A 13,999-nucleotide genomic window follows, 5' to 3' on the forward strand; every position below is an offset into this window, starting at 1 on the left:
GATTGAGCCCATTCGCACTATCCGGGATCGGGAGGGGTTGCAATTGGCCAGGGCCGAGGACGTATCCGACTATATCATCGCGCCGGTGCCGGCCGACCCGCGGTTGACGCGCGTGGTCGAGGGGGTCGACCAGACCGGCGCGGCCAGCCGCATTTCCGTGGTCGAGGAACGCCCCTTGACGATCTTCCTCAATGGCCAGGAAATCGTCACCGCGATGACCATCGGCGACTATCCCGAATACCTGGCGCTGGGCTTTCTGCGCAACCAGGGCATGCTGCGCGAAGATGACGAGGTCACGGGCGTCGATCACGACGACGAGCTGGAAACCGTGGTCGTGCGCACGGCGCGGCAGACCTCCTATGAGGACAAGTTGAAGAAGAAGACGCGCACCAGCGGCTGCGCCGTGGGAACCGTGTTCGGTGACATGATGGAGGGGCTGGAGGAAGTGCGCCTGCCGGCCACGCCGCTGCGCACTTCCTGGCTCTATGAACTGGCGGGGCGGATCAACCGCACGCCGTCGCTCTATCTCGAGGCCGGGGCGATCCACGGCACGGTGCTGTGCCGCGAGAACCGACCGCTGGTCTACATGGAGGATGTCGGCCGCCACAACGCGGTGGACAAGATCGCGGGCTGGATGCTCTCCGAGAAGGAGGCGCCCGGAGACAAGATCCTCTACACGACCGGGCGGCTGACCTCGGAAATGGTGATCAAGACGGCGCTGATGGGCATCCCGGCGCTGGCCTCGCGCTCGGGCTTCACCGGCTGGGGGGTCGAGATCGCCCGCGAGGTCGGGCTGACGCTGATCGGGCGGATGCGCGGGCAGCGATTCGTCTGCCTGTCGGGCGAGGAACGGCTGTTGCGCGACGTTGATCCCGACACCGTTCCGGTCGAGGACAGCAAGCATCGCCGCAAGGGGGCGCGGGCATGAGGCAGCCGCTGGGCGTGATCCTTGCCGGTGGCCTGGCCAGCCGCATGGGCGGCGGCGACAAGGGCCGGCTGGAGCTGGGCGGGCAGAGCCTGATCTTGCGGGTGATCGACCGGCTGGCGCCGCAGGTGGCGGCTCTGGCGCTGAACGCCAATGGCGATCCGTCCCGCTTTGCCGATCTGGGCCTGCCGGTCCTGCCGGACAGCATCGCGGGCCATGTCGGGCCGCTGGCGGGCGTATTGGCCGGGCTCGACTGGGCGGCCGGGCAGGGGGCCGAGGCCATCGTGACCGCCGCCGCGGACACGCCGTTCCTGCCCTGTGACCTGGTGCCGCGCCTGCTGCTGGCCTCCGAGGGGCAGGCGCATCCGCTGGTCCTGGCCGCCACGCGTGGCAGTGCCGAGACCAGGAGCAAGTCGCGCTCGGGCCTGATCCGCCACCCCACGTTCGGGCTGTGGCCGGTGGCCCTGCGCGAGGATCTGCGCGCTGCGTTACTGGGCGGGTTGAAGAAGGTCGTGCTGTGGACCGACGCCCATGACGGGCGCGAGGCGCTGTTTCCATCCGAGGACGGGTTCGACCCGTTCTTCAACGTGAACACGCCCGAGGATCTGCGACGCGCCGAGGCGCTCCTGGAGCGGGCATGAACCTATACGGCGTTACCGGCTGGAAGAATTGCGGCAAGACCGGGCTGATGGAACGGCTGGTGGCGGATTTCACGGCCCGCGGCCTGACCGTGTCGACCGTGAAACACGCCCATCACAGCTTTGACGTGGACCAGCCCGGGCGCGACAGCCACCGCCACCGGCAGGCCGGTGCGTCCGAGGTTCTGCTGGCCTCGGCCCATCGCGTCGCGCTGATGCAGGAATTGCGCGGCGCGCCCGAGCCGCCTCTGGCCGACCTGCTGGCCCGCTTGTCGCCGGTCGATCTGGTGCTCGTCGAGGGCTACAAGCGCGCGCGTCATCCCAAGATCGAGGCGTATCGTGCCGAAGCCGGCCAGCCGCTGATCGCGCCGGGTGATCCGACCATACGCGCGGTGGCCAGTGACACGCCGCTGGCCCTGGACCGGCCGGTTTTCGACCTGGACGACACGCGCGCGATCGCCGGATTCATCCTTGGGGAACTGGGATTGTGACCGCGTTCGACACGTTCGCGATGGTGGACTGGTCGGGCGGCAACGACACCGGGAAGCGCCCGCGCAAGGATGCGATCTGGGCCTGCGTCGCCCGCGCTGGAGAGACCGAGGCGCCGATTTACCTGCGCAACCGGGTCGTTGCGCGGGACTGGATCTCGGATCTGATCGCTGCGGAACTGGCCGCTGGACGGCTGCTGATGCTGGGCTTCGACTTTCCCTTCGGATATCCGCGCGGTTTTGCCCGCGCCCTGACCGGCTCGGACGATCCGCTGGCGCTGTGGGACTGGTTTGAGGCGCGCATCGAGGATGCGCCCGGGGCCAACAACCGCTTTGACCTGGCCGGTGAGATCAACCGCAGATTCGGCGGCGAGGGACCGTTCTGGGCCAATGCCCTGGCCCGCGACATCGATGGGCTGCCGCGGCGCAAGACTCAGTATCGCAACCCGTTCCCTGACCGGCGCGCGGTGGAGCGCTTGGCAAAGGGCAGTTTCACCTGCTGGCAACTGGCTGGCGCCGGGGCGGTGGGCAGCCAGGTGATGATGGGCCTGCCGGTGCTGTGCGAGCTGCGCCGCCGGTTTGCCGGGCAGGTCGCTGTCTGGCCGTTCGAGACCCTGGACCGGCCCGTCGCGCTGGTCGAGATCTGGCCGTCCCTGACGCTGGGGGCCGCACCGGCCGGGCAGATCCGGGACGCCTGGCAGGTCGAGCAGGTCGCGCGGGCGCTGTCCCGGCTTGATCCCGGCGCGCTGGCGCGGCAGCTTGCGGTCGAGGCCCCCGAAGAAGGATGGATCCTGGGTGTGGAGCAGATGAAGACCGAGATCGAACCGCCGCCTTTGCGCAACGACTGTTTCGCGCTGCCGGCGGGTGTTGAATGGACGCCGGTGGACACGGCGCTCGCCCATCTGCGCGACCGGCTTGGCCCGGTGACTTCGATCCGCACTGAGCCGGTGGCGGGGGCGCTGGGCCGGGTTCTGGCCGCCGACGTTGTGGCGCAACGCTCGAACCCGCCCCTGGCCAACAGCGCGGTGGACGGCTACGGCTTTGCCGGCGGACGCCCCGAGGGCAAGCACGTGCTGCCGCTGGCGGTGGGGCGCGCGGCGGCGGGGCTGGCCCATGACGGCGCCGTGCCCGCAGGGCAGGCCCTGCGGATCCTGACCGGTGCCGCCCTGCCCGAGGGGGTGGATACCGTGATCCTGGAGGAGGATGTGACGCTGGGCGAAGATCGCATCGCCTTTCGCGGACCTCTGAAGCAGGGCGCGAATACCCGCATGGCGGGCGAGGATGTGGCTGCGGGCCAGGTCGCCTTGCGCGCGGGCCGGGTCGTGACCCCGGCGGACATGGCGTTGCTGTCCGCGCTGGGCGTGTCCGAGCTTTCCTTGCGCGACCGGTTGCGGGTGGCCGTCCTGTCCACCGGTGACGAACTGGTCGAACCCGGCGAACCGGCCGGTCCGGGCCAGATTCCCGACGCCAACCGCCCGATGCTTCTGTCGATGCTGCACCGTTTCGGCTTCGTCCCCGAGGACATGGGCCGCGTGCCCGACGACCGCGACAGCCTGCGCGCGCGGCTGGACGCGGCGGCCGAGCGGGCCGACGTGATCCTGACCAGCGGCGGGGCCTCGGCGGGGGACGAGGACCATGTCTCGGCCCTGCTGCAAGAGGCCGGCGCGATGCAGCAATGGCGCATCGCGGTCAAACCGGGCCGCCCCCTGGCGTTGGGCCTGTGGCGCGGCAAGCCGGTCTTCGGCCTGCCCGGCAACCCTGTGGCGGCGATGGTGTGCACGCTGATCTTTGCGCGCCCGGCCCTGTCGCTGCTGGCCGGGGCCGGCTGGACGGTGCCGCAGGGGTTCGAGATTCCGGCCGCGTTCGAGAAGCGCAAGAAGGCGGGCCGGCGCGAATACCTGCGGGCGCGGGTCCGCGACGGGCGGGTCGAGGCATTCCGCTCGGAGGGTTCGGGTCTCATCAGCGGGCTGAGCTGGGCCGAGGGCCTGGTCGAGCTGGGCGATGGCGCCGGCCACATCCGCCCCGGAGATCCGGTGCGGTTCATCCCCTTCGGCAGTTTCGGACTGTGAGCGGCGTCACGATCGCGCCGGGCTTCGCGCCCGATGAAGGCGCCCGAGCCGCGCGGCTGTTCTGGCAGGCGTTCTCGGCCAAGCTGGGCCGGGTGCTGGCGCCTGAGGACAAGGCGTTGCGACTGATCGAGTCGGTCCTCGACCCGGAATACGCGCTGACCGCGCGCGACGACAGCGGCGCCTTGCTGGGCCTGGCCGGGTTCAAGACCGCCGAGGGTGGTTTGACCGGTGGCGGGCTGCGCGACATGGCGGCGGTCTATGGCTGGTTCGGCGGAACTTGGCGCGGGCTGGTGCTGAGCCTGCTGGAGCGCAAGGTGCAGCCCGGCGTGTTCCAGATGGACGGTATTCTTGTCGATGCGGCGGCGCGGGGCCGGGGCGTAGGCACCGCGCTGCTGGAGGCGGTGATCGCCGAGGCGCGGGCGCGGGATCTGGCCGAGGTGCAGCTGGATGTGATCGACGTCAACCCGCGGGCACGCGCGCTCTATGAGCGGGTGGGCTTTCGCGCCATCGGCGAAGAAGAGTTGGGGCCGTTCCGCCATGTCTTTGGCTTCGCGCGGGCCACGAAGATGAGCCTGGCGCTGTGAACGGCGTCAGTCGAACGTGCCGGCGACCCGCCCCAACAGCATGAAGGCGCGCGCCGTGCGCGTGTCGCTGAGCGCCGTGATCTCGGCGTCGCTGGCGTTTTCCGCGAAGTCCGAGATCATCCGGTCGAACAGCCGCAGGAAGTGATGCGCCGCATCGCGAAAGATCGGATCCTGCTTCATCCGTCCCGCCGTCAGCGCCAGGGACGAGCGGTCGCGCACCCCGCCCAGCGGCGCGATGACCCGACCGCGGACGCCTTGCGCGAACTGCCGCCAGATCTCGGGGCGCGACAGGTCGGGACGCAGGTCGTCCATGTAGATGCCGTCCTGGCTGAGCAGGGTCAGCACGTCCTGCGAGGCCTGGATCAGCTGCGCGGCCTTGCGGTCCCTCAACGCCCGGCGCAAGGCGGCGAAACCCACGGAATCCTCGGCGGTTTCCGGGAAGTTGAGGGCGCGGATGAAATCGTCGGTGGTCAGCGGCTCGCCCAGCTCGTCGGCCGGGGTGCCCAGTGCCAGGCTGCCCTGGTCGGTGGCCGCCTCGCCGAGAGGGGCCGCGACCGGCCGTACCGTGCCGCGCCGCGTGGTCGAGAAGGTGGCCAGCGCGGATTCGGTCTTGCGCGTCGCCTCGGCGATCTCGTCCAGCTTGCGCGCCACCGAGGGCTCGCTGGTGACGACCGACCTCTGCTGCTGGGTGACATAGGCGTGACGGATCGCGTCGATCGCCGCCTGCAGGCGCTGGCTTTCCTCGCGCATCACCCGGCTGGCCCGCGCCGCGGTGGCCGCGACCCAGATCATCGCCACCGGCATGAAGATCGCCAGCATCGTCACCAGAAGCCCGACACCGCCGGTCCCGTCATCCGACGGCATCACCGCGAAGAAGATGACCGCGCCCAGCAGCCACACGGCGCTGAGGGCGATGGCCACAACCTCGATCTCGGTGATCGCGGGGCGCCGTGGCTTGTCGTAGACGCCCAGCGACGTGGGCTTTTTCGATGTCTGGTCGGGCGTCTTGCCGGACATGGGCCTTGCTCCGTCAAGCGTACTCGATGGTCAGAACCTCGTAGGAGCGGACCCCGCCGGGGGTCTTGACCTCGACGCTGTCGCCCTCGTCCTTGCCGATCAGGGCGCGGGCGATGGGCGACTTGATGTTGAGCAGCCCGCTTTCGATATTCGCCTCGTGCTCGCCCACGATCTGCCAGGTCTTCTCTTCCTCGGTGTCCTCGTCCACCAGGGTGACGCGCGCGCCGAACTTGATGTTGCCGGACAGTTTCGCCGGGTCGATCACCTCGGCAAGCGACAGCACGCCTTCGAGCTCCTTGATGCGACCCTCGATGAAGGACTGCTTTTCGCGGGCCGAGTGGTATTCGGCGTTTTCGGACAGGTCGCCATGCTCGCGGGCTTCGGCGATTGCCTTGATTATGGCGGGGCGCTCGACGGACTTGAGCTGCTTCAGTTCGGACTCAAGCGCGGCGAATCCCGCTGGGGTCATCGGTATCTTTTCCATGACTGGTCCACGCATAAATTGCGTCGCCCCGCCGCGCGATGCGCCGGGGCGACAGTTAGGGTTGGCAAATACCTGAACCAATCACGAGGCGGAATGCAAGGGGGATGCGCGGGGCGCGCGCGAAATGCGGCCTAGGTGTAGGAGACCACCTCGAACTCGATCCCGTCCCGGTCGTGGAAATAGAACCGGCGGCCGGGTTCGTAATCGCCGTGGTTCTTCGGCTTGAACCCGGCCTCGCGGACCCGCGCCTCGACGGCGTCGAGATCGTCGACCACCACGCCCACATGGTTGAGCCCGCCCACGGTGGTGTAGCTGCTTTCGCCCGATGCCTTGGCCGCCTGCGGCGCGTAGAGCGCCAGATAGGTCTCGGCGTCGCCCACATGGACCGTATAACCTGCGTTCATTGCCGCACCTTCCCAGCGGGTTTCCCATCCGAACACCCGTTCCAGCCATGCGGCGGTCAGTTTGGGGTCACGGACGGTCAGGTTGATATGTTCAAGCGTGGCAGTCATGCGATGTTCCTTTCTGCTGAATCCGGTTGCCGCGACTCACCGTAGTTTCTAAACCTAACTTGAGGTCAAGGAGAATTGGGAGAACGGTCATGCCAGCATCCGAAGGGCTGTCGATCGGGGCGCTGGCCAGGCGCACGGGTCTGGCGGTCTCGGCCATCCGCTATTACGAGGCGCAGGGGCTGATCGCGCCGTGGCGCAACCCCGGCGGGCAGCGGCGCTTTCAGCGTGCCGATATCCGCCGGCTGAGCTTTGTGATGATCGCCCAGCAGTTCGGCCTGTCGCTGCCGCAGATCCGCGAGGTTCTGGCCGGCCTGCCGCAAGGCCGCACCCCGACGCCCGAGGACTGGGCGCGGATCGGCGCCGGGCTGCGCACACACCTGGACCAGCGAATCGAGACGCTGGTGCGGCTGCGGGACAATCTGGACGGCTGCATCGGCTGCGGATGCCTGAGCCTGCCCAATTGTGCGCTCTACAATCCGGGCGACCGGGCAAATGAACGCGGGGCAGGGCCGCGCTATCTGATGGGGGACCGGCCCGAGGCCTGATCAGCCGCATTGCAGAACCGTTACGCCGTGTTTTCATTGACCCGGGGTTTCGGCAACAGGTAATCAGCCGGGTAACAAAATTGCGCCCGACCGGCGACAGCAGACACTCAGACAAGGAGCCCGCGATGGCCGAGATTGAACGCGAAGCGATGGAATACGACGTGGTGATCGTCGGCGCGGGACCATCCGGTCTGTCCGCAGCCATCCGCCTCAAGCAACTGGATGCCGAGCTGAACGTGGTCGTGCTGGAAAAGGGCTCCGAGGTCGGCGCGCATATCCTGTCGGGCGCGGTGCTGGACCCCTGCGGGCTGGATGCGCTGATTCCGGACTGGAAGGAGAAGGGCGCGCCGCTCAATGTCCCCGTGACCGAGGACAATTTCTACATGCTGGGCGAGGCGGGCAAGCTGCGCATCCCGACCTGGCCGATGCCGCCGCTGATGGACAACCACGGCAATTACATCGTCAGCATGGGCAATGTCTGCCGCTGGATGGCCGAACAGGCCGAGGAGCTGGGCGTCGAGATCTTCCCCGGCATGGCCTGCTCGGAACTGGTCTATGGCGACAAGGGCGAGGTCAAGGGCGTCGTCGCGGGCGAGTTCGGCAAGAACCCCGACGGCACACCTGGGCCGGGATACGAGCCGGGGATGGAGCTGCACGGCAAATACGTGTTCCTGGGCGAGGGCGTGCGCGGGTCGCTCAGCAAGGAAGTGATTGCCAAATACGACCTTTCCGCCGGCAAGGAGCCGCAGAAATACGGCCTGGGCATGAAGGAAATCTGGGAGATCGACCCGGACAAGCACAAGCCGGGCAGCGTCACCCACACGATGGGCTGGCCGCTGGGCGGCAACGCAGGCGGCGGGTCGTTCATCTATCACCTGGACAACAACCAGGTCTATGTGGGCTTCGTAGTTCACCTGAACTACAAGAACCCGCACCTGTTCCCCTACATGGAGTTCCAGCGGTTCAAGCATCATCCGCTGGTGGCGGACCTTCTCAAGGGCGGCAAGCGCGTGGCCTATGGCGCCCGCGCCATCACCGAGGGCGGCTGGCAGTCGCTGCCGAAACTGGTGGCGCCCGGCGTGGCGCTGCTGGGCTGTGCGGCGGGCATGGTCAACGTGCCGCGTATCAAGGGCAACCACAACGCCATGCTCAGCGGCAAGGCGGCGGCCGAGGCGGCCTTTGACGCGATCAAGGCCGAGCGCGGCGGCGACGAGCTGAGCGCCTATGAAGAGGCGGTGCGCGGCGGCGCCATCGGGGCCGACCTGAAGAAGGTGCGCAACGTCAAGCCGATGTGGTCGAAATGGGGGCTGACCGCCTCGCTGGCGCTGGGCGGGCTGGACATGTGGACCAACACGCTGGGCTTTTCGCTCTTCGGCACACTGGGCCACGGCAAGACCGACGCCGCGGCGACCGAGGATGCATCCAAGCACACGCCCTTCGACTATCCCAAGCCCGACGGCAAGCTGAGCTTCGACCGTCTGACCAACGTGTCCTTCTCGATGACCAACCACGAGGAGAACCAGCCCTGCCACCTGCGGCTGAAGGATCCCGAGGTGCCGATCTCGGTCAACCTTCCGAAATATGCCGAGCCGGCGCAGCGCTATTGCCCGGCGGGTGTCTACGAGGTGGTGACCGAAGACGGCAAGGACCCGCGGTTCGTCATCAACTTCCAGAACTGCGTGCACTGCAAGACCTGCGACATCAAGGATCCCAGCCAGAACATCAACTGGGTGACGCCGCAGGGTGGCGACGGGCCGAATTACCCGAATATGTAGGCGGCAAACCGGCAGATGGCGCCCCTGTGAAGCGGGCGCCATTGCCTCTTGCGCAACTTGCGCCTAGTTTTGCGCGCGAGTGTTCAGAACAGGCAGATCTCAGGTGACATTCCTCGTCAGATCCGCGGCCGCAGCCGCGATGGCCCTTGTCCTCACCGTGCCGGCGCCCGCCCGTGCAGACGGGGGCGCGGGGGCGTATCTCGCCGGCCGCCAGGCCGTGCACAAGAGCGACTATGACGCGGCTGCGCGCTACTACTCCCGCGCGCTGTCGGTTGATCCGGGCAATCCCGCGCTGATGGAGAACCTGGTGACGTCCCAGTTGGCGCTGGGACAGATCGACCGGGCCTTTGCCGTCGCGCAGAAGATGGAGGCCGAAGGGCTGCGCAGCCAGGTGGCGCATGTCGTCGTGGCCGCCAACCTGATCGCGTCCGGAGAATTCGAGGCGCTTCTGGCCCGTGACCCCGCGCGCCAGGGCATCGGGCCGCTGGTCGACGGGCTGTTGACGGCCTGGGCGCATCTGGGCACCGGCGCGGTCAGCAAGGCGCTGGAGCAGTTCGATGCCGTCGCCAAGGAGAACGGGCTGCGGGTCTTTGCGCTCTATCACAAGGCGATGGCCCTGGCCTCGGTCGGGGATTTCGAGGGGGCCGAGGCGATCTTTGCCGCCAACGATCCGCAACTGACCACCCTGTCGCGCCGGGCCGCCATCGCGCGGGCCGAGATCCTGTCGCAGCTCGACCGGAACGACCGCGCGCTGGAGATCATGGCCGACACGTTCGGCACCCGCAGCGACCCGGCCCTGGCCGAGGTCGCCGGGCGTCTGAGGGACGGAGAGCGCCTGCCATTCTCGCAGGTGCGCGATGTGCGGGACGGCATGGCCGATGTGTTCTTCACCATCGGCGCGGCGCTCAATGGCGAGACGTCGGAGGACTATGCGCTCATCTACATCCGCACGGCCGGTTTCCTGCGCCCCGACCACATCGACGCCCTTTTGCTCACCGCCGAGCTTCTGGACAATATGGGGCAATACGACCTGGCCGTGGCGACCTACAAGAAGGTGCCGCAGGACAGCCCCGATCACTACGCCGCCGAGCTTGGCCGTGCCGAGGCGCTACGGCGCGCGGCGAAGCCGGACGCGGCGATCGAGGTTCTGGAGCAACTGGCGCAGGATTTTCCCGACCTTGCGATCGTGCACTCCTCGCTGGGCGACCTGCTGCGCCAGGAGGAGCGATATGCCGAGGCGGTCGAAGCCTATAACCGGGCGCTGGACCTGTCCGATGACGGGGTGCGCAGCCGCTGGTTCGTCCTCTATGCGCGCGGGATCTGCTACGAGCGGCTGGACAACTGGACCGAGGCCGAGGCCGATTTCCGCGCCGCGCTGGAGCTGAACCCCGACCAGCCGCAGGTTCTGAACTATCTCGGTTATTCGCTGGTCGAAAAGCAGACCGATCTGGACGAGGCGCTGGAGATGATCGAGCGCGCCGTCGCCGCCCGCCCCGACAGCGGCTATATCGTGGACAGCCTCGGCTGGGTGCTGTTCCGGCTGGGCCGCTATGACGAGGCGGTCGCGCATATGGAGCGCGCGGTGGAACTGATGCCGGTGGATCCGGTGGTCAACGATCACCTTGGCGATGTCTACTGGGCGGTCGGCCGCTATCGCGAGGCCGAGTTCCAATGGAGCCGCGCGCTGTCCTTCATCGACCCCGAGGACAGCGACGGCGAGGCCGATCCCGACCGCATCCGCCGCAAGCTGGACGCAGGGCTGGACGCGGTGCTGGCCGAAGAAGGGTCACCGCCGCTCAGGGTTGCCAATGACGGCTGAGGCCTTTGCGCCGGCCAAGATCAACCTGACCCTGCATGTCACCGGCCAGCGCGCGGATGGATACCACCTGCTCGATTCGCTGGTGGCGTTTGCCGATATCGGTGACCGGTTGCTGCTGACGCCGGGCGCCGATCTGTCGCTCGAGGTCACCGGCACCTGTTCGGATGGCGTGCCCACGGACGCGCGCAACCTGGCCCGGCGCGCGGCCGAGGCGCTGGGCTGGACCGGGCATATCGCGCTGGACAAGGTGCTGCCGCACGGGGCCGGGCTTGGCGGCGGGTCCGCGGACGCGGCGGCCGTGCTGCGGGCGCTGGAGGCGTGTGGCATATCCGTGCCGGAGGGTCTGCCGGTGTCGCTTGGGGCTGATGTTCCTGTGTGCCGGCTCGTCCGCGCTGCGCGGATGCAGGGGATCGGCGAACGGATCGCGCCGGTCGGGTTGCCCGCATTGCCCGCGCTGCTGGTCAATCCCGGTGCGCATGTGCCCACGGGGTCGGTTTTCTCGGCGCTGGCCCGGCGCGACAACCCTGGGATGCCCGCGCAGATCCCGGATTTCGAAGCCCCCCCGGATTGCGCGGATTGGCTGAAGGATCAACGCAACGATCTGGAAGTCCCGGCCATCGGGATCGCGCCGGTGATCGACCGGGCGCTGGCAGACCTTCGGCGTACTTCCGAGGTGCTGATTGCCCGCATGTCCGGGTCTGGATCGACCTGTTTCGCACTCTATCCGACGATGAAGGCCGCGCATGCGGCGGCCTACGAGATCGGGGCGGAACACCCGGACTGGTGGTGCTACGCCACCGAGCTCAGGTAAGCCGCGCCACCACGTAATCGGCCAACTCGTGCAGGATGCGGCGCACCGGATGGTCGGGCAGGGCGCCCAGCGCGGCCTTGGCCTTCTCGGCCCAGCCCAGCGCGTCCCGGCGCGTCGCCTCCAGCGTGCCGTATTTCTCCATCAGCGCCAGGGCGTGGTCCAGGTCGCCCTCGGCCTGTTGGCCCTTTTCGATGGTGCGCTGCCAGAACGCCCGCTCTTCGGCTGTGGCCTGCGCCACGGCCTTGATCACCGGCAGGGTCAGCTTGCGCTCGCGAAAGTCGTCGCCCACGTTCTTGCCGGTGGTCTTGGCGTCACCCTGATAGTCCAGCAGGTCATCGGCGATCTGGAAGGCGATGCCCAGCGCGTCGCCATAGTCGAACAGCGCCCGTACCTCTTGCTCGGACGCCCCGGAAATCACCCCGCCCACCTCGGTCGCGGCGGAGAACAGCGCCGCGGTCTTGCCGCGCACCACCTGCAGATAGACGCCTTCGTCGGTGCCCAGGTCGGTGGCCGCGGTCATCTGCAGCACTTCGCCCTCGGCGATCGTGGCCGCGGCATTGGACAGGATGTCCAGCACCCGCAGCGATCCGGTCTCGACCATCAACTGAAAGCTGCGGGCAAAGAGGTAGTCACCCACAAGGACGCTCGACTTGTTGTCCCACAGAAGGTTCGCGGTCGGCCGCCCGCGGCGCTGTGCGCTTTCGTCCACCACGTCGTCATGCAGCAGGGTGGCAGTGTGGATGAACTCGACCGTCGCGGCCAGCCGCAGATGGTGGTCACCGTCATATTCGAACAGGCGTGCCGCCGCCAGCGTCAGCATCGGCCGCAGCCGCTTGCCGCCGGCCTCGACCAGGTGCGCGGTCACTTCGGGGATGCGGGGGGCATGTTCCGAGGCCATGCGCCGGCGGATCAGCGCGTTGACCGCCTGCAGCTCGTCGGCAAGCAGGTCCGCCAGTTCCTCGTGCGGTTTCGCGACCCTGGTGGCGATATCCATCAAACTCCCGCTACAAGGCTCGACATGCACCGCGCCTTGCCCTTAGATCCATCCCCATGAAGGAACTTCTGCGCAGCACGGATCCCACCGTCATGGCCTTTGCGTCCGCCCTTCTTGAGGGCGAGGATATAGACTGCTTTCAGATGGACGTAAACATGAGCATCCTCGAAGGCGGTATCGGGGTCTTCCCTCGCCGCCTGATGGTGCGCACCGGCGATTATGACCGCGCGCTGCGGGTGGTCCGGGACAATGACATCCCGCTGAACTCGTGACCGGATTCACCGATGACGACCTGTCCTGCGATGCCTTTCTGGGTGGGCGGCTGCACCTGTGGCAACCCCGGCACGGGTATCGCGCGGGGGTCGATCCGGTATTCCTGGCGGCCGCGGTCCCGGCCCGCGGGGGGCAGTCGGTTCTGGATCTGGGCTGCGGGGCGGGCGCGGCGGGTTTATGTCTCGGCGCCCGCGTGCCGAGCCTGCGCCTGACCGGGCTGGAGCTGCAGCCGGACTATGCCGCGCTGGCCCGCCGCAACGGGGATCGCAACGGACTGGATTTCGAGGTTGTCGAGGCCGACCTGGCGCAGCTTCCCGCCGACCTGCGCCAGCGGCAGTTCGATCATGTCATCGCCAACCCGCCCTACTACCGGGCCGGCGCCCACAGCCCGGCGCGGGACAGCGGTCGGCGGATCGCCCTGGGGGGCGAAACCGCGCTGGAAACCTGGATCGAGGTCGCGGCGCGAAGGCTGGCTCCGCGCGGGGTCCTGAACATGATCCAGCGCGCTGATCGCCTGCCCGAGATGCTGACCGCCTGCGCCGCCCGACTGGGCTCGCTCGAGGTTCTGCCGCTTGCGCCGCGAGCGGGGCGCGGCGCGGAACTGGTGATTCTGCGCGCGCGCAAGGGCGGGCGCGCGGCATTCCGGCTGCATCCGCCGCTGGTCCTGCACGAGGGCGTTCGGCATACGCGCGACGGTGAAAGCTACCGCGCCGAAATCACCGCCGTTCTGCGCGCCGCCGCACCGTTGCCCTGGCCCGAAGCGACTGCGGCGCGTCCGCGCAATATGTCGCTTTCGTGACAGAAACCATGCGGCTGCGGCGTGACAGCACCAGCGCGATATGCTCAACTCGGGACGTCATCAACCAATGGAGGATCGTCATGAGCTTGAGCGCACACCTGACGGAACTGAAGAGAAAGCATGAAAATCTCAGTACCCAAGTGGAAGAGGCGCAGCGGTCCCCTGGCACCGACGACCTGACGATCTCGCAGCTCAAGAAGCAGAAGCTCAAACTGAAGGAAGAGATCGAACGTCTGTCGGCCTGACCGACCTGCCTGGCGGCGCAC

16 protein-coding genes are annotated in these 13,999 nt (G+C 68.0%); 12 read left to right on the forward strand and 4 right to left on the reverse strand.

All coding sequences use genetic code 11. The annotated features are described in order from the left end of the window. Nucleotides 1-37 precede the first annotated feature (37 nt). Genes BMX57_RS13870 through BMX57_RS13890 form a run of 5 tightly spaced genes read left to right on the forward strand, consistent with a single transcriptional unit; the run spans nt 38 to nt 4,704 of the window. A complete protein-coding gene (locus BMX57_RS13870; RefSeq protein WP_092368196.1) occupies nt 38-928 on the forward strand; it encodes a formate dehydrogenase accessory sulfurtransferase FdhD in 891 nt (296 codons plus the stop codon). Next, on the forward strand, nt 925-1,566 hold the full coding sequence (mobA, locus tag BMX57_RS13875; RefSeq protein ID WP_092368199.1) for a molybdenum cofactor guanylyltransferase MobA: 642 nt from the start codon (nt 925-927) through the stop codon (nt 1,564-1,566). The genes BMX57_RS13870 and mobA overlap by 4 nt, the downstream gene beginning before the upstream one ends. Next, entirely contained in the window at nt 1,563-2,054 is a 492-nt protein-coding gene (gene mobB / locus BMX57_RS13880) for a molybdopterin-guanine dinucleotide biosynthesis protein B (RefSeq protein ID WP_092368202.1), read from the forward strand. The genes mobA and mobB overlap by 4 nt, the downstream gene beginning before the upstream one ends. Beyond that, nucleotides 2,051-4,120 (forward strand): molybdopterin-binding protein, encoded by a 2,070-nt coding sequence (locus tag BMX57_RS13885; protein ID WP_373283107.1) that lies wholly within the window; start codon nt 2,051-2,053, stop codon nt 4,118-4,120. Before mobB ends, BMX57_RS13885 begins: the two co-directional genes overlap by 4 nt. Further along, nucleotides 4,117-4,704 carry a GNAT family N-acetyltransferase gene (locus BMX57_RS13890; protein WP_092368205.1) on the forward strand — a complete coding sequence of 196 codons (588 nt, stop codon included), beginning with the start codon at nt 4,117-4,119 and terminating at the stop codon, nt 4,702-4,704. Before BMX57_RS13885 ends, BMX57_RS13890 begins: the two co-directional genes overlap by 4 nt. Before the next feature lie 6 nt (nt 4,705-4,710). Here the strand turns inward: BMX57_RS13890 and BMX57_RS13895 are convergent, their stop codons facing one another. From BMX57_RS13895 to BMX57_RS13905, 3 genes are all read right to left on the reverse strand, one after another. Further along, a complete protein-coding gene (locus tag BMX57_RS13895) occupies nt 4,711-5,721 on the reverse strand; it encodes a hypothetical protein (RefSeq protein ID WP_092368208.1) in 1,011 nt (336 codons plus the stop codon). A 13-nt stretch (nt 5,722-5,734) separates the two neighbouring features. Next, the gene (greA, locus tag BMX57_RS13900; RefSeq protein ID WP_092368211.1) at nt 5,735-6,205 is read right to left on the reverse strand and encodes a transcription elongation factor GreA; all 471 of its coding nucleotides are present in this window, start codon (nt 6,203-6,205) and stop codon (nt 5,735-5,737) included. A 131-nt stretch (nt 6,206-6,336) separates the two neighbouring features. Beyond that, nucleotides 6,337-6,717 (reverse strand): VOC family protein, encoded by a 381-nt coding sequence (locus BMX57_RS13905; protein WP_092368214.1) that lies wholly within the window; start codon nt 6,715-6,717, stop codon nt 6,337-6,339. 89 nt (nt 6,718-6,806) lie between these two features. Between BMX57_RS13905 and soxR the strand changes: the two genes are divergently transcribed. From soxR to BMX57_RS13925, 4 genes are all read left to right on the forward strand, one after another. Beyond that, nucleotides 6,807-7,262, forward strand: coding sequence for a redox-sensitive transcriptional activator SoxR (gene soxR, locus BMX57_RS13910; RefSeq protein ID WP_092368217.1), 456 nt, complete (start codon nt 6,807-6,809; stop codon nt 7,260-7,262). 125 nt (nt 7,263-7,387) lie between these two features. After that, nucleotides 7,388-9,037 (forward strand): electron transfer flavoprotein-ubiquinone oxidoreductase, encoded by a 1,650-nt coding sequence (locus BMX57_RS13915; RefSeq protein ID WP_092368220.1) that lies wholly within the window; start codon nt 7,388-7,390, stop codon nt 9,035-9,037. A 139-nt stretch (nt 9,038-9,176) separates the two neighbouring features. Continuing rightward, nucleotides 9,177-10,856 carry a tetratricopeptide repeat protein gene (locus BMX57_RS13920; protein ID WP_092368222.1) on the forward strand — a complete coding sequence of 560 codons (1,680 nt, stop codon included), beginning with the start codon at nt 9,177-9,179 and terminating at the stop codon, nt 10,854-10,856. Continuing rightward, on the forward strand, nt 10,846-11,667 hold the full coding sequence (locus BMX57_RS13925) for a 4-(cytidine 5'-diphospho)-2-C-methyl-D-erythritol kinase (protein ID WP_092368225.1): 822 nt from the start codon (nt 10,846-10,848) through the stop codon (nt 11,665-11,667). The genes BMX57_RS13920 and BMX57_RS13925 overlap by 11 nt, the downstream gene beginning before the upstream one ends. Here the strand turns inward: BMX57_RS13925 and BMX57_RS13930 are convergent. Further along, nucleotides 11,660-12,661 (reverse strand): polyprenyl synthetase family protein, encoded by a 1,002-nt coding sequence (locus BMX57_RS13930; RefSeq protein WP_092368227.1) that lies wholly within the window; start codon nt 12,659-12,661, stop codon nt 11,660-11,662. The two genes, BMX57_RS13925 and BMX57_RS13930, sit on opposite strands and share 8 nt — an antisense overlap. A gap of 56 nt (nt 12,662-12,717) precedes the next feature. Between BMX57_RS13930 and BMX57_RS13935 the strand changes: the two genes are divergently transcribed. From BMX57_RS13935 to BMX57_RS13945, 3 genes are all read left to right on the forward strand, one after another. Then, nucleotides 12,718-12,933 carry a putative signal transducing protein gene (locus BMX57_RS13935; RefSeq protein WP_092368230.1) on the forward strand — a complete coding sequence of 72 codons (216 nt, stop codon included), beginning with the start codon at nt 12,718-12,720 and terminating at the stop codon, nt 12,931-12,933. Beyond that, nucleotides 12,930-13,733 (forward strand): tRNA1(Val) (adenine(37)-N6)-methyltransferase, encoded by an 804-nt coding sequence (locus BMX57_RS13940; protein ID WP_092368233.1) that lies wholly within the window; start codon nt 12,930-12,932, stop codon nt 13,731-13,733. The genes BMX57_RS13935 and BMX57_RS13940 overlap by 4 nt, the downstream gene beginning before the upstream one ends. Nucleotides 13,734-13,813: 80 nt before the next feature. Further along, nucleotides 13,814-13,978, forward strand: a complete 165-nt coding sequence (locus BMX57_RS13945; RefSeq protein ID WP_092368808.1) for a YdcH family protein — start codon at nt 13,814-13,816, stop codon at nt 13,976-13,978. Nucleotides 13,979-13,999 lie beyond the last annotated feature (21 nt).

The organism is Cribrihabitans marinus (genome assembly GCF_900109035.1).
GTDB classification, from domain to species: domain Bacteria; phylum Pseudomonadota; class Alphaproteobacteria; order Rhodobacterales; family Rhodobacteraceae; genus Cribrihabitans; species Cribrihabitans marinus.

Excerpts from the sequence above, each read along its gene's own strand:
- BMX57_RS13915 (WP_092368220.1), top strand. The coding sequence starts at position 7,388 with ATGGCCGAGATTGAACGCGAAGCGATGGAATACGACGTGGTGATCGTC.
- soxR (WP_092368217.1), top strand. The coding sequence starts at position 6,807 with ATGCCAGCATCCGAAGGGCTGTCGATCGGGGCGCTGGCCAGGCGCACG.
- BMX57_RS13895 (WP_092368208.1), bottom strand. The coding sequence starts at position 5,721 with ATGTCCGGCAAGACGCCCGACCAGACATCGAAAAAGCCCACGTCGCTG.
- BMX57_RS13905 (WP_092368214.1), bottom strand. The coding sequence starts at position 6,717 with ATGACTGCCACGCTTGAACATATCAACCTGACCGTCCGTGACCCCAAA.
- BMX57_RS13935 (WP_092368230.1), top strand. The coding sequence starts at position 12,718 with ATGAAGGAACTTCTGCGCAGCACGGATCCCACCGTCATGGCCTTTGCG.
- BMX57_RS13945 (WP_092368808.1), top strand. The coding sequence starts at position 13,814 with ATGAGCTTGAGCGCACACCTGACGGAACTGAAGAGAAAGCATGAAAAT.
- BMX57_RS13920 (WP_092368222.1), top strand. The coding sequence starts at position 9,177 with ATGGCCCTTGTCCTCACCGTGCCGGCGCCCGCCCGTGCAGACGGGGGC.
- mobB (WP_092368202.1), top strand. The coding sequence starts at position 1,563 with ATGAACCTATACGGCGTTACCGGCTGGAAGAATTGCGGCAAGACCGGG.
- BMX57_RS13925 (WP_092368225.1), top strand. The coding sequence starts at position 10,846 with ATGACGGCTGAGGCCTTTGCGCCGGCCAAGATCAACCTGACCCTGCAT.
- mobA (WP_092368199.1), top strand. The coding sequence starts at position 925 with ATGAGGCAGCCGCTGGGCGTGATCCTTGCCGGTGGCCTGGCCAGCCGC.
- greA (WP_092368211.1), bottom strand. The coding sequence starts at position 6,205 with ATGGAAAAGATACCGATGACCCCAGCGGGATTCGCCGCGCTTGAGTCC.
- BMX57_RS13930 (WP_092368227.1), bottom strand. The coding sequence starts at position 12,661 with ATGGATATCGCCACCAGGGTCGCGAAACCGCACGAGGAACTGGCGGAC.